The sequence below is a fragment of the Streptomyces flaveus genome (assembly GCF_014647675.1).
GTDB classification, from domain to species: Bacteria; Actinomycetota; Actinomycetes; order Streptomycetales; family Streptomycetaceae; genus Streptomyces; species Streptomyces flaveus.
In genome coordinates, this window is sequence record NZ_BMPQ01000001.1 from 108,056 (window position 1) to 121,303 (window position 13,248).

Consider the following 13,248-nt stretch of genomic DNA (forward strand, 5'->3'; position numbering starts at 1 on the left):
CCGGCGCTCCGGGCCACACCGATGCCACCCACGTACGGTCAGCCGCCAAGCCCAACCCGGCGTACCCGCTGAAGGCGCTCCACCACCAGCGTTCACCTGCCAGCGCCTCCGTGCCGGTCACGGAAAGCGTGAACATTTCTCCCCGCCGGGTTCAAACGCCGCTCGTTTGAGCAGCCAAAGGGCAATGCACCCCTCGGTGTTCACGATTTTCGCACCCACCTACCCACCGGCCGTCGGTCGCTAAGCCGCCCCGGCATGCAGGCGAGACGAATGCGCCCCCGCCCACTGCCCTCAGCCGCTGAGCCGGCCCGGCGTGCTGGCGAGGCGCGAGTGCGCCCGCAAGTACCGGCCCACGGGTGAGCCCACCTGGACCCATCCCTACCCGGGCCCCCTTTACTCGGGCCGCCCGCTCGCTTCTCACCCGTGCTGGAGCGGACCGAGTCAAGGGTGGAGCGCAGCGGAATCGGCGGAGCCGACGCGACCGGAGGGAGCGCCCTTTACTCGGGCCGTGGAAGCACGACACTGGCCAAGAAGCGGGCGGCCCAAACGTTCACTTGAGAGCCTGCGGCACGAGTTACTCCGCCCCCGGTCAACCAACCTTGCGCAACTCCCCGTCACCGAAGACCGCGACCATCACCAGACTGCCGCCGAGTGCCTCGACGTACCGGGCCACGACATCCGTGCCGGAGACCTGACCACTCTCGATCTGCGAGATCCGCCCCTTGCTCACGCCCATCCGCTCGGCCACCTGCGCCTGAGTGAATCCGCGTTCCTGACGCATGTCGACCAGCCTCCAGGCCCGGGCCTCGGCGAGCATGTGCTGGGCGCCCTCGAGAAACGTGTCCCGGTCACCCGCCAACTCCTCGGCCCGCTCGCGGTGCCCACTGGCCGACCACCTGACGTATCCGCTCACTTGCCCGACTCCTTCATCCGATCAGCCACGTACTCCGCGTACCGGAGCTCGGCCAACGGGATCGCCTCGTCGTACCAGGCTTTCCAATTCCCCGCCTTGTCTCCGGCCACCAAAAGGATCGCGGAGCGCCACGGGTCGAACATGAACAGGACACGCACCTCGCTCCGCCCCGCCGATCCCGGACGAAGCTCCTTGAGGTTGTGCAGCGTCGATCCCTTGATCCGATCGACCAGAGGGCGTCCCTCGGCGGGCCCGTGGCAGGCGAGGATCCAGATCGCCTGGTTCACCAGCACGTACGAGACGGGGTCGGCCTTCTCGAGGTCGTGCAGCCATTGATCCACCTCGTCGGTCAGGTAGATGTCCCACTGTTCTTCCACCTTCAATCCCTTCGGGAGTTTAGCATTCACTAAACCTATGGGAAGGTGGGGCCATCAGTCCGAACCCGGAACATTCACTCGTACGAGGCGATCACCCTCAAATGACGGCGCTGTAGCTCAGAGTCCGACTCCGGCCCTCGCTCGCAAGAGCGGTCCCTCAGCCGCGCACCGGGAAGTACTGCCGGGGCGTGACACCCACCACCCGCCGAAACGCCGCGACGAACGAGCTGGCGGAGCCGTAACCGACCCTCCGGGCCACGGCCTCCACCGTCATGCCCTCGGCGAGCAACGGCATCGCGGACTGCATGCGCAGCTGCTCGCGCCACTGGCCGAAGGCCAGCCCCGTTTCAGCGACGAAGAGGCGGGCCAACGTGCGGGCGCTGGCGCCGACTTCCGTACCCCAAGCCTCCAACGGCCGTCCGTCTGCAGGGTCTCGGACGAGCGCCCGCGCCACCGCCCGCGCCCGCGGATCACGAGGCTCGGTCACCGACACGCTCGTCACCGGCACGGGGTGCAGCACATCGAGGAGTACGGCCTCCGCGCGCGACCGTGCGTCCGGGGCGAGGCCGGTCCGTCCCAGGTGGTCGATGAGCGCCTGGAGCAGTGGGCCCGCGGCGACCACCGTCGGCTCGGGCCACCGGATCTCCGGGGACGCGGCGGGGTCGACGTACGCGCTGCGCATGACCGTGTCGCCCGCGGACTCCGTCGTATGGGGCACCCAGGCGGGCATCCACAGGGCCAGTGAGGGCGGCAGCAGCCAGGCCCCGCGTTCGCTGCTCACGCGCAGCAACCCCTTTGCGGCCCAGGCGAGTTGGTGGAAGGAGTGCCAGTGCCGGCCGTACGTCGTCCCCCTCGGCATGGTGAAGTGGCCGATGAAGATCGCGGTGGCGGCCGGGTGTCCGTCTGGCGACATGGGACGGCAGCTTAGCCCGTGTCGGACACGGTGGCTGCGCTCATACCGTCGCCGTATGCCGATGAATCTCATGCACCGCAGACTGTGCAGCTCCGAGAAGTGGGCTCAGACCACCAAGGAACACATCCTCCCGTGGACACTCGACGGCGTGGACCTCGGCGACGACGTACTGGAGATCGGTCCGGGTTACGGCGCCAATCTCCGCGTACTCATCGAACAGGTACCCCGTGTCACGGCCGCGGAGATCGACGAGACCACCGCGACCCTGCTGGAGCAGAAGTGGGGAAGCAGGGCGCGCATCCTGCGCGCGGACGGAGCGGCGGTCCCCGTGCCGGACGCGAGCTTCTCCTCGGTCGTCTGCTTCGTCATGCTGCACCATGTGCCGACGGCCGCCCACCAGGACCGGATCTTCGCGGAGGCGTACCGCGTGCTGCGTCCCGGCGGTGTCTTCGCCGGCTGCGACAGCCAGCCGAGTTTCCGCTTCCGGCTGCTCCACTTCCGCGACACGATGAACACGCTGGAGCCGGCCGACCTCCCGGACCGCCTGACGAAGGCCGGCTTCACGAACGTATCGGTGAACCTGCACCCGGAGACGGGCGGCCTCCGCTTCCGGGCCCGGCGTCCCTGAACTGGGCGTTTGCTTTCAGCAGCGTGCCCGGCCGTAGTGGCGGGCGACGGCGTGGAAGGCCTGCTTGGGCTCCCAGTGCCAGTCGGAGGCAGGGTCGTCTGGGCAGTCCTTGATCGGCTTGACGATGGCGTACGACGCCATGTCGAGGTCGTAGCGCGGATTGTCGGGCCGGTGCGGGGCGTCGGCGGTGACGAACTCGAAGGCCATCGCCGCGTGCAGGTTCATCGACTCGAAGACGTCGAGGAGATCGGTGAGATACGCGGCCTGGGTGCGCTCGCTGCGGACGGGGTTGCCTTTGATCTCCGGCGGGTTCTTGGTGTAGTCGACGATGTCCCAGCCCATGCCGCCCGCCTCCGGGGCACCTTTGAAGGTGCAGGTGCCGAACTCGGTGATGGCCAGGGGCTTGCCCCAGCGCAGGAACGTACGCAACTCCCGTACATAGTCGGCTCGTTGGCGGAAGTACGAGTAGTAGTCGATGCCTACGATGTCGAACAGCCCCCAGTCGACGTTCTCGAACGTCTCGTCCTGCGCGGCGGCGTAACTGAGTTTGCCGCGGAAGACGGACCGGCCCACCGCCGCCGCCTTCGCGGTGAACCTGGCCAGCCGCTTCTGCACCTTCGCGAGATCGAAGTTCCCCTTCTCCAGGTTGTCGATCCGCTCGAAGACGTCGTCCCCCGGCACGATGCCCGGCACGAACAGCCAGAACTCACACCCGACGGCGAGGGTGACCTGTGCGCCCTGCCGCCGCAGCCGCTCCCCGTGCCGCCCGCTCTCGGCGAGGTGATCGAGGATCTCCTTCTCCGGCACGTCGCCCAGCGTCGGCTGCAACCACACGTGTAGTCCGCGCTCGGCCACCTCACTCGCCGTGGCGTTGAGCCGCTCGACGCCATCCCCGGTGACCTCGACGGAGTCGGCGTGCAGTTCGCCCGCGATCACGCGGACGTCCTCGCGCATCCTCCGCTCACTCCAGGCGGTACCGGGCGTCTCGCCTTTCCCCAGGGTGTAGACGACACCCCTGTGCGTCAGCCCGCGCCGAGCCTCCACTGCCGTTGACTCTGCCGCCACTGCCGTTGCCCCTGACGCAGCCGCTCGGGTCGACGCCGACGCGGGGGCCGCGAGGCCCCCGACCGCCGCCGCACCCCCGACAACAGCCGCTCCCGCCATGAAGCGCGCGCGACTGATCCCCGTGTTCTCCGTGTTCCCTTTGTTGCCCGTGTTCCCCTGATTCCCCTTGGTCTTCTCCATGCAGCAAGTCTCTTGAGCCGAGGGGAACTTGGCTGTCCGCCGATGGTCGATGCGAGGGCAACCAAGGTATGAACTCCGAACTCGGAGACGCGGATCGAGGAAGCCCCCAACGGACCGATGAGTTTCCGCGCCCTCGGGCGTCTACCTGTGCGACAGCCCGACCAAGGGCGAGACGAGGAGACGAAACATGAGCACCGAGCAGACATCTGCGGCCAACAGTTTCTCCTACACGCTGACCCGAACGCTGGACGCCCCGACGGCGGCGGTGTGGCAGGCATGGACCACAACCGATCAGTACGCCCAGTGGGCCTACGCCGCTGCCGGCTCCGTCGAGATGGACGTACGGCCCGGCGGAGCGTGGAAGGCCACGATGCTCACCCCCGACGGCGGGCAGTTCCCGCTGACCGGCAGCTATCTCGAGGTCGCCGAAAACCGCCGTCTGGTGATCGGCATGGACGTCCCCGGCAAGCCCGAGCCCGCAGTCATGACCCTGGAACTCGACGGGCAGGACGACCACCACACCCGGATCGTGCTCAGCCAGACTTGCGACACCACCGAGGAACGCGACATGGCCGAACAGGGCAGCACCATGCTTCTCGACAGCCTGAGCGCTTTCCTGGCCGAAAAGGCGAAGGGCTGAACTCTTTCAGAAATCACCAGCGGACCGTGGAATACAGGGCGGCCGGGGCAGTACGCACCAGCCTGCCGCCCCGGCCGCCGTCGGTGCCGAGCATCACCGACTACGGCGCGAACACGCGCCGCCGACGGGGTACCGTCCGTAGGGGCGAAGGCCTCGCCCGACCGCCACCCGTTCGCGGGGAGCGACATCCCCGTATCCCCTCGGAGGCCCCGTGAGGCGACTCCTTACCCGCCTTTGGCGCGCCCTTCGCCCGGTGCAAAGCCGTGTGATGTGGTGCCTGAACGCGAAGTTCGTGGTCGGCGTGACCGGTGTCGTGCGCGATGACGAAGGCCGGGTGCTGCTGTTACGGCACCGGATGTGGCCGCCGGGACGCCAGTGGGGCCTGCCGAGTGGCTTCGCGCACAAGGGCGAGGACTTCCGGCAGACCGTGGTCCGCGAGATCAAGGAGGAGACCAACCTCGATGTGGAGGCGGGCCGCCTCGTCCTGCTGAACAGCGGCTTCCGCACCCGTCTCGAAGTGGCCTACGAAGCGCGCCTGCTGGGCGGCGAACTGCGCATCGATTCCTTCGAGATCCTTGAGGCCCGCTGGTGCCGCCCGGACGAACTCCCCGCGGGCCTCCAGCCGGTGTGCCATCCGCTCGTACGGGGCGAGACCGCCCCCTGAGCGGCTCCGGCTCGGCTCAGTCGAGCGGTAGTGCTGCCGGGCGACACCGTGCCCTGGATCACCCTGCGCCTCGCCTGACTGACGCCTCACCTGACCCGCGACGGCTCCGCGAAACCTCGTACATACCTCCGCTGCCACGGGGTCTCGACCGCATGCCGGTCGTAGTTCCGGCGTACGAAGTCCACTGCCTCATCCGGCGGTACGCCGTCCAGGACCGCCAGGCAGGCGAGGGCCGTACCCGTACGTCCGCGGCCACCCCCGCAGGCGATCTCGACCCGCTCGCCCGGAGACGCCGCCCGGTTCCACGCCTCCGTCAGCACCTCGCGGGCGTACGCGCGGTCACGGGGCAGCCAGAAGTCCGGCCAGCGGATCCAGCGGGTTTCCCAGGGGACTTCGGGTGGGTTTTTGCCCAGCAGATAGACGGCGTACGTGGGTGCCGGCGCCGACGGCGCGAGCGGGCGCCGCAGCCCACGGCCCCGTACCAGCCGACCGGACGGCAGCCTCAGTACACCGGCCGCCTCGCCCGCCCAGCCCCCGTCCCGAGCCGTATCCCCGACCTCGCTCACCCGACACCCCTCGACTCCTGAGCCGCCCTTGCTTCGATCCCCCGGAAATGTACCGCCATCGCCCGCTGCGCCCCTCGGCATCCCGTGCCCTGAGGGCGACGACTATGTCCCGGTGCCGCCGCACCGTCACGTCGGGTGCCGGATCGTCCGTCCAGCCCTGCGCTCCGGCGACCCGCCGGACACGGTCCAGAAGGCGCCCAGCAGTTGCGGAACGAGCGCGTTGCCGAGGGGAGTCAGTGACGCCTGGCCGACATACGTCCCACCTCCTGGCTGAACTTCTTTCACGACCCGTCAGATACGGGGCTCAACTCCCGTGCCTTCGTACCGGCATTGGTCGCACCTCTGGAAGAAACGGCATTCGTGCGCGATCCCTTGACCGCCCCCACACCCCCTCTTATGGTCACGCTGCACCCATGACATAGGACGTCGTATCTCCCGCCGTATCTCCCACTGCTTGCTGGAGGAACCGTGCGCGACGCGACCCACGCACCGGCGCTGCACCGCCGGTCGTTCCTGAAGTACTCCGGCGCGCTGGGCGCGGCCGCCGCGATCAGCTCGACGCTGTCCGCCTGCTCGTCGGGGCCTCAGTCCACGAACGAGACGGGCGGCGGAGGCGAGGGCGCCGACCGGACGCTCACGGCGGTGATCGGCTACGGCAACGACCAGAGCTGGGACCCGCTGATCACAGCGTCGGCGTTCTCGATGGCCGCCAACCACCACATCTACGAGGGGCTGCTGGACACCGATCCGATCAGCCGTGAGCCGTACGCGGCCCTCGCGACCGAGATCCCGGCCGACCTACAGGCGACCACCTGGAGGTTCACGCTGCGGGACGGCGCGAAGTGGCACGACGGGCAGCCCGTCACCGCCGACGACGTGATCTTCACCTTCGACCGTGTCCTGGACCCCAAGACGACGACGCTCGCCAAGAACTTCTTCGGCTCCTGGCTGCAGGAGGTACGGAAGGTCGACGAGAAGTCGGTGGAGCTGGTGCTCAAGTTCCCGTTCCCGGACGGGGTCCAGCGGATGACGCTCGCGAAGATCATGCCGAAGCACGTCTTCTCCAAGGCGGGTGCGCTGGACGAGGCGACGGCGGGGAAGGCGGTCGGTTCGGGGCCGTACCGGCAGACCGCGCACAATCCGAAGTCCAACACGTCGTTCGAGGCCTTCGCCGACTACAACGGGCCCCGAAAAGCCACGTTCAAGAAGATGAACTGGCTGTCGATCGTGGACGCCGCGCCGCGCGTCGCCAAGATCTCCGGTTCGAGCGCGGGCGCGCAGATCTCCGACAACATTCCGTACGCCAATATCTCCCAGCTGGAGAAGGGCGGCATGAAGGTCGAGGGCGGGGCGGGGATGAACCATCTGTTCCTGCTCTTCAACACCGCTCACAAGCCGTTCGACGACGTACGGGTGCGGCAGGCGCTGCACTACGCGATCGACACGGAGAAGATGATCCAGGCCGCGCTGCGCGGTCACGGGAAGCCGGCGAGCTCGTTCCTCAACGAGGGGAATCCGAGCTACCGGAAGGCCAGGACGGTCTACTCGTACGACCCCGACAAGGCCCGGGAACTCCTGCGGGAGGCCGGAGTCAGCGGGATGACGGTCAACCTCATGGCGGTGAACGTGAGTTGGATCGTGGACTGTCTGCCGACCATCAAGGCCTCCTGGGACGCCATCGGCGTCAAGACGACCCTCCAGCCGCAGGAAACCGCCGCGCTGTTCACCAAACTCGACCAGAAACAGGATTTCCAGGTCGTCGCCGCCGCCTCGAATCCGAACCAGTTCGGCCTCGACGCCGATCTGATCATGCATTACAACTACGGGCCCGAGAACACCTGGATGCGGTATGCCCGTTGGACGGACAACTCCGTGGCCAAGGACCTCTTCAAGCGCATGGACGAGGCCACGCGGGAATCCGACGCCGAGACGAAGAAGCAGATGACGCAGGAATACATCGACATCGTCGCGGAGAACGCCGTGATCTATCCGGTCGTCCACAACGAGCTGATGACCGCCTGGAACGCGGAGGAATTGTCGGGTATTCGGCCACAGCCGTACCCGGGGATAAACCTTCTCCAGGCCAAGTGGGCGTAGCCGCGATAGCAAGGAGAGCCGTACGTGGTCGCGATCGCCAGGATTCTGGCCCGCCGTATTGCCCTGCTCGTCCCGCTCGTACTCGGCATCGTCCTGTTCGTGTTCCTCGTGATGCGGTTCTCGGACAGCGATCCGGCGTCCGCGTATTTCCAGGGCGCCAACCCCACCGAGGAGCAGCTGCACGACTTCCGGGAGCGCAACGGGCTGCTCGACCCGCTTCCGGTGCGTTACGTCGCCTTCGTCGCGGATCTGGCCCGGGGTGACATGGGCGTCAGCGCGCTGACCAGGACGCCGGTCGTCGAGCAGGTCACCACCGCGCTGCCGCTCACCATGCAGCTGACGTTCATGGGGCTCGGCATCGCGGTGGTGCTGTCCCTGCTCGGCGGGGTCACGGCCGCGATCTACCGGGACCGGCTGCCCGACCAGCTGATCCGGGTCGTCTCGCTGACCGGTGTCGCGGCGCCCGGCTTCTGGCTGGCGCTGCTGATGATCCAGTACCTGGCGGTGGACCTGGGCTGGTTCCCGACCAGCGGATACGTCAATCCGGCCGACTCGTTCAGCGGCTGGCTGAAGACGATGACACTGCCGGCGTTCGCGCTGTCGCTGCCGGTCGCCGCGAAGCTCACCCGGATCGTACGGACCGCCGTGGTCGAGGAGCTGGACAAGGACTACGTACGAACCGCCGTCGGCAGCGGCCTGCCACCGGTGGTCGTCGTCGGCCGGAACGTACTGCGCAACGCGCTGATCAACCCGATGACCGTGCTCGGACTCCAGGTCGGCTATCTGCTCGGCGGCGCGGTCGTCATCGAGACGATCTTCTCGCTACCCGGGATGGGAAAGCTGATGATCGACGCCGTGAAGAACGGTGACCCGGCCGTCGTGCAGGGCGTCGTCCTGACGACCGCCTTCGGGTTCGTGATCGTGAACCTCGTCATCGACATCCTCTATCTGCTGGTCAACCCGCGTCTGAGGGGTGCCGAAGCATGATGCCGCTGTCGCGAAAGCGGATGACCGAGGCCCTCTCCCGGCCCGGCATCCGGCTGAGGGGATTCAGGCGCCTCCCCGTGATGTCGCGGGTCGCGGTCGTCGTGATCGGGATCGTCGTCCTGACGGCCCTGCTCGCACCGCTGATCGCCCCGCACGACCCGCTCGACCAGGCCACCCTGATCGACAACGGTCACGGCGAGGGCGCGCCCTCCGGCGAGCACTGGATGGGCCAGGACAGCCTGGGCCGCGACATCCTCAGCAGGCTGATGTACGGGGCCCGTTGGTCCCTGGCGATCGGTCTCGGTGCGACCGGGCTCGCGCTCGTCGTGGGCGCGGTCCTCGGCGCGATCGCGGCGACCTCGCGCAAGGCGGTCGACGAGACGGTGATGCGCTGCCTGGACGTCATCATGGCGTTCCCGGGCATCGCGCTGGCGGCCGTGCTCATCGCGGTGTTCGGCGGCAGCATCCCGGTCCTCATCGGGGCGATCGCGTTCCTCTACACGCCGCCCATCGCACGGGTCGTACGGGCCAATGTGATGGACCAGTACGGCGAGGACTACGTGACCGCGGAACGCGTCATCGGGGCGCGTACCACGCACATCGTGCTGAAGCACGTCGCCATCAACTGTGCTGCCCCGGTGCTGGTGTTCTGCACCGTGCAGGTCGCCGAGGCCATCGTCTTCGAGGCGTCGCTGTCGTTCATCGGCGCGGGCGTACGGCCCCCGGACCCGTCCTGGGGCAGTGTCATCGCGGACGGCAAGAACATGGTGCTGACCGGCGGCTGGTGGGCGACCGTGTTCCCCGGACTGCTGATGCTGATCACCGTACTGTCGCTGAACATCCTCTCCGAGGGCGTGTCGGATGCCTGGGCCGCGCCCACCGCGCGGGACGTCGAGGCGGCGCGTACGTCCGTGGAGAAGGACCGCCTTGAGGCCCCCGAGCCGGGCAGCGGCAAGGTCCTCGAACTGCCGGGGCTTACGGAGGCGGCCCAGCGGCTGCACAGCCGGGCCCGGCCCCTGCGTGAGGAGCAGCCGGTGCTCGCCGTCGAGAACCTGGCCATCGGCTTCGATGCCCGCCACGGAGGTGTGGACATCGTCGACGGCATCAGTTTCGACGTACAGCCCGGTGAAGTGCTCGGCCTGGTCGGCGAGTCGGGCTGCGGCAAGTCGCTGACCGCGCTGGCGGTGATGGGCCTGGAACCGAAGGGCGCCCGGGTACGAGGCCATGTCCGCTTCAACCAGCGGCAGTTGGTCGGCGAGCCCATGCGCGTACGCCGCAAACTCCTCGGCCACGACATGGCGATGATCTACCAGGACGCCCTGTCCTCCCTGAACCCGGCGATGACGATCCGCGCCCAGCTGGGGCAGGTGATACGGCGCGGAGGCAAGCGCACCGGCGCCGAACTCCTGGAACTCGTCGGCCTCGACCCCGACCGCACCCTGCGCAGCTACCCGCACGAACTGTCCGGCGGCCAGCGCCAGCGCGTCCTCATCGCCATGGCCCTCTCCCGCCGGCCGAAGCTGATCGTCGCCGACGAGCCGACCACGGCCCTGGACGTCACGGTCCAGGCCCAGATCATCGAGCTGCTGCTACGGCTGCGCGAGGAACTGGACTTCGCGCTGATCCTCGTCTCGCACGACCTCGCGCTCATCGCGGACGTCACCGACCGGGTCGTGGTGATGTACGGCGGCCAGATCGTGGAGTCTGGGGTGACGGCGGACCTGGTGGAGTCGCCCTCCCACCACTACACGCGCGGGCTGCTGGGCAGCGTCCTGTCCCTGGAGGGGGCGGCCGAACGGATGACGCAGATCAAGGGCGTCGTCCCCTCCCCCGCCGACTTCCCGGCGGGCTGCCGGTTCGCCGACCGCTGCCCGATGGCCACCGAGGTGTGCCGTACGACCGCGCCCCGACTGGCCGGCCCGCACCGCCACCACGAGGTCGCCTGCCACCACCCGGCGCTCCCCCTGCCCACGAGCGCTGGGGCGACGACCGAGCCGACGGGAAGCACGACGGAGAGCGAGGCCGTGAATTGAACGGAGCCATGAAGCAGGACGGTGAGGCGACGCAGGGCCCTGAAGCCGGCCCCGTCATCACCCTCTCCGACACCCACGTCGTCCACAAGGCGCGCACCGGCGGCCTGTTCTCGCGCGATCGCGTGTACGCCCTCACCGGCGCCGACCTCGCCATCGCGCCCGGCGAGACGGTGGGCGTCGTCGGCGAGTCCGGCTGCGGGAAGTCGACACTCGCCAAGGTCCTGGTGGGCGTACAGAAGCCGACATCCGGGACGGTGTCCTTCCGCGGCCGCGACCTGTGGACGATGAAGCCGGCCGAGCGGCGTGCCACGGTCGGCGCCCACACCGGCATGATCTTCCAGGACCCGTCGACCGCCCTGAACCGCCGCCTGACGGTACGGCAGATCCTGCGGGACCCGCTCGATGTGCACAAGCGGGGCACGGTCCGGCAACGGGATGAATGCGTACGGGAGTTGATGTCCCTCGTCGGACTGCCGCGCGTACTGGCCGAAGGGCTCCCCGGACAGCTCTCCGGCGGCCAGCGCCAACGCGTCGCGATCGCACGGGCGTTGGCACTCGACCCTGACCTGGTGGTGGCGGACGAACCGACGAGCGCGCTGGACGTGTCGGTCCGCGCCCAGATCCTGAACCTTCTCCTGGACCTGAAGGAACGCCTCGGTCTGGCCCTCGTCTTCGTCTCGCACGACATCCAGACCGTGCGGCGGATGAGCGACCGCGTCATCACGATGTATCTGGGACGGATCGTCGAGGAGTCCCCGGCCGACGAGGTGACGGACCGGGCCCGGCATCCGTACACCCGCGCGCTCTTCTCCGCGACCCCCGGCCTGCTGGACCCCATCGACCCGATTCCACTGGTGGGCCCCGTCCCGTCGGCGACCCGTCCGCCGAGCGGCTGCCCCTTCCGTACGCGCTGCTGGAAGGCCGACTCCGTGTGCGCCGAGGCCATGCCCGGCTTCGCGGGCGCGTCGAGTCCCGGGCATCGCTTTCGTTGCCATCATCCTGTGGAGGAGGAGCAGTCGACTCGTGAGTTGGTGGCCCAGGCCGTCAACGCGGTTCCGGAAGCCACCGCCATGGCCGACATCCCCGTAGAGAAGTCGAAGCAATAGCACCAGGGAGCCCTTGATGACCCTTCCCGCCCCGCTGACCGGTGTCGTTCCACCCGTCTGCACGCCCCTGACACCGGACCGCGAGGTGGACGTACCCTCGCTCATCAGGCTTGTCGATCACCTGGTGGAGGGCGGGGTGCACGGGCTCTTCGTCCTCGGCTCCTCGTCCGAAGCCGCGTACCTGACCGACCGTCATCGGCGTCTTGTCGTCGAAACGGTCGTCGCCCACGTGGGTGGTCAGCTGCCCATTCTCGCGGGGGCCATCGACATGACGACTCCTCGGGTTCTCGATCATGTCCGGTACGTCACGGACGCGGGGGCCGATGCGGTGGTCGTCACGGCGCCGTTCTACACGCGGACGCATCCGGCGGAGATCTCCCGCCACTACCGCCTCATCGCTTCGCGGTCTTCGGTGCCGGTCTTCGCGTACGACCTTCCGGTGTCCGTCCATACCAAGCTGAGTGCGGAGTTGGTGCTGGAGCTGGCCGCTGACGGGGTGTTGGCCGGGGTGAAGGATTCCAGCGGGGACGAGGGTGGGTTTCGGGCCGTTGTGATGGGGGCGCGTATGGATCCTGCTGTGTCCGGGTTCAGTGTGCTGACCGGGTCGGAACTTGTGGTCGATACGGCTTTGGCCATGGGGGCGGATGGGGCCGTGCCCGGGCTCGCGAACGTGGATCCGCACGGGTACGTCCGTCTCCACCGCCTCTGCCGGGAGGGGGACTGGGAGCGGGCTCGGGCCGAGCAGGAGCGGTTGTGTGCGTTGTTCGGGATGGTCCACGTCGGCGACCGGGCTCGTATGGGAGGGAGTTCGTCGGGACTCGGCGCGTTCAAGGCCGCGCTGTATCTGCGGGGGGTTATTGCGTGTCCGGTTACGGCGGAACCGCAGGTTGCCTTGTCGGCGGGGGAGGTTGAGCGGGTGGGCAAGTTTTTGGCGGCGACGGGGTTGCTGTAGGGGTTTTTGTTTCCCCAGCCCCGCCCCTTCCCGAAACTGAGGGCTGCGCCCCCAGGCCCCCCTTGGGGTTGTGTGTCGACTGCGGGCCGGTCGTGGCTGGTCGCGCAGTTCCCCGCGCCCCTGAAAA

At 68.4% G+C, this 13,248-nt stretch carries 13 protein-coding genes and 1 pseudogene; 8 read left to right on the forward strand and 6 right to left on the reverse strand.

Annotation, left to right across the window (positions count from 1 at the left end):
• Nucleotides 1-589 precede the first annotated feature (589 nt).
• The 3 genes from IEZ21_RS00535 to IEZ21_RS00545 form a co-directional block, all read right to left on the reverse strand.
• Nucleotides 590-913 carry a helix-turn-helix domain-containing protein gene (locus IEZ21_RS00535; RefSeq protein WP_189319919.1) on the reverse strand — a complete coding sequence of 108 codons (324 nt, stop codon included), beginning with the start codon at nt 911-913 and terminating at the stop codon, nt 590-592.
• Entirely contained in the window at nt 910-1,290 is a 381-nt protein-coding gene (locus IEZ21_RS00540) for a type II toxin-antitoxin system RelE/ParE family toxin (protein WP_189319920.1), read from the reverse strand. The genes IEZ21_RS00535 and IEZ21_RS00540 overlap by 4 nt, the downstream gene beginning before the upstream one ends.
• A 157-nt stretch (nt 1,291-1,447) precedes the next feature.
• Entirely contained in the window at nt 1,448-2,203 is a 756-nt protein-coding gene (locus tag IEZ21_RS00545; RefSeq protein ID WP_189319921.1) for an AraC family transcriptional regulator, read from the reverse strand.
• A 55-nt stretch (nt 2,204-2,258) separates the two neighbouring features.
• Here IEZ21_RS00545 and IEZ21_RS00550 point away from each other — a divergent pair, with 55 nt between their 5' ends.
• Entirely contained in the window at nt 2,259-2,831 is a 573-nt protein-coding gene (locus IEZ21_RS00550) for a class I SAM-dependent methyltransferase (RefSeq protein WP_189319922.1), read from the forward strand.
• A 15-nt stretch (nt 2,832-2,846) separates the two neighbouring features.
• On the opposite strand, the gene IEZ21_RS00555 is transcribed toward IEZ21_RS00550, so the two are convergent.
• Complete coding sequence (locus IEZ21_RS00555; RefSeq protein WP_373302162.1) at nt 2,847-3,995, reverse strand: glycoside hydrolase family 113 protein; 1,149 nt, start codon at nt 3,993-3,995, stop codon at nt 2,847-2,849.
• Nucleotides 3,996-4,263: 268 nt separating this feature from the next.
• Here IEZ21_RS00555 and IEZ21_RS00560 point away from each other — a divergent pair, with 268 nt between their 5' ends.
• Nucleotides 4,264-4,716 (forward strand): SRPBCC family protein, encoded by a 453-nt coding sequence (locus tag IEZ21_RS00560; RefSeq protein ID WP_189319924.1) that lies wholly within the window; start codon nt 4,264-4,266, stop codon nt 4,714-4,716.
• A 211-nt stretch (nt 4,717-4,927) separates the two neighbouring features.
• Nucleotides 4,928-5,380 (forward strand): NUDIX hydrolase, encoded by a 453-nt coding sequence (locus tag IEZ21_RS00565; protein ID WP_189319925.1) that lies wholly within the window; start codon nt 4,928-4,930, stop codon nt 5,378-5,380.
• 86 nt (nt 5,381-5,466) lie between these two features.
• On the opposite strand, the gene IEZ21_RS00570 is transcribed toward IEZ21_RS00565, so the two are convergent.
• Together IEZ21_RS00570 and IEZ21_RS47270 are read right to left on the reverse strand one after the other, a co-directional pair.
• Entirely contained in the window at nt 5,467-5,946 is a 480-nt protein-coding gene (locus tag IEZ21_RS00570) for a protein-tyrosine phosphatase family protein (RefSeq protein WP_189319926.1), read from the reverse strand.
• Nucleotides 5,943-6,174 (reverse strand): annotated as a pseudogene (locus IEZ21_RS47270) (FCD domain-containing protein); the annotation flags it as partial. The gene IEZ21_RS00570 and the pseudogene IEZ21_RS47270, both read right to left, overlap by 4 nt.
• A 240-nt stretch (nt 6,175-6,414) precedes the next feature.
• On the opposite strand from IEZ21_RS47270, the gene IEZ21_RS00575 reads away from it, so the two are divergent.
• Genes IEZ21_RS00575 through IEZ21_RS00595 form a run of 5 tightly spaced genes read left to right on the forward strand, consistent with a single transcriptional unit; the run spans nt 6,415 to nt 13,121 of the window.
• The gene (locus IEZ21_RS00575) at nt 6,415-8,043 is read left to right on the forward strand and encodes an ABC transporter substrate-binding protein (protein ID WP_189319927.1); all 1,629 of its coding nucleotides are present in this window, start codon (nt 6,415-6,417) and stop codon (nt 8,041-8,043) included.
• 24 nt (nt 8,044-8,067) lie between these two features.
• The gene (locus IEZ21_RS00580) at nt 8,068-9,030 is read left to right on the forward strand and encodes an ABC transporter permease (RefSeq protein ID WP_189319928.1); all 963 of its coding nucleotides are present in this window, start codon (nt 8,068-8,070) and stop codon (nt 9,028-9,030) included.
• The gene (locus IEZ21_RS00585) at nt 9,030-11,063 is read left to right on the forward strand and encodes a dipeptide/oligopeptide/nickel ABC transporter permease/ATP-binding protein (RefSeq protein ID WP_189320345.1); all 2,034 of its coding nucleotides are present in this window, start codon (nt 9,030-9,032) and stop codon (nt 11,061-11,063) included. Before IEZ21_RS00580 ends, IEZ21_RS00585 begins: the two co-directional genes overlap by 1 nt.
• An 8-nt stretch (nt 11,064-11,071) precedes the next feature.
• Complete coding sequence (locus IEZ21_RS00590) at nt 11,072-12,169, forward strand: oligopeptide/dipeptide ABC transporter ATP-binding protein (RefSeq protein WP_189319929.1); 1,098 nt, start codon at nt 11,072-11,074, stop codon at nt 12,167-12,169.
• Between the two features lie 16 nt (nt 12,170-12,185).
• Entirely contained in the window at nt 12,186-13,121 is a 936-nt protein-coding gene (locus IEZ21_RS00595) for a dihydrodipicolinate synthase family protein (protein ID WP_189319930.1), read from the forward strand.
• Nucleotides 13,122-13,248: the final 127 nt, after the last annotated feature.

Bases quoted from the DNA above. Each gene is read 5' to 3' on its own strand.
- IEZ21_RS00545 (WP_189319921.1), bottom strand. From the start codon at position 2,203: ATGTCGCCAGACGGACACCCGGCCGCCACCGCGATCTTCATCGGCCAC.
- IEZ21_RS00595 (WP_189319930.1), top strand. From the start codon at position 12,186: ATGACCCTTCCCGCCCCGCTGACCGGTGTCGTTCCACCCGTCTGCACG.
- IEZ21_RS00585 (WP_189320345.1), top strand. From the start codon at position 9,030: ATGCCGCTGTCGCGAAAGCGGATGACCGAGGCCCTCTCCCGGCCCGGC.
- IEZ21_RS00560 (WP_189319924.1), top strand. From the start codon at position 4,264: ATGAGCACCGAGCAGACATCTGCGGCCAACAGTTTCTCCTACACGCTG.
- IEZ21_RS00590 (WP_189319929.1), top strand. From the start codon at position 11,072: ATGAAGCAGGACGGTGAGGCGACGCAGGGCCCTGAAGCCGGCCCCGTC.
- IEZ21_RS00555 (WP_373302162.1), bottom strand. From the start codon at position 3,995: ATGGCGGGAGCGGCTGTTGTCGGGGGTGCGGCGGCGGTCGGGGGCCTC.
- IEZ21_RS00550 (WP_189319922.1), top strand. From the start codon at position 2,259: ATGCCGATGAATCTCATGCACCGCAGACTGTGCAGCTCCGAGAAGTGG.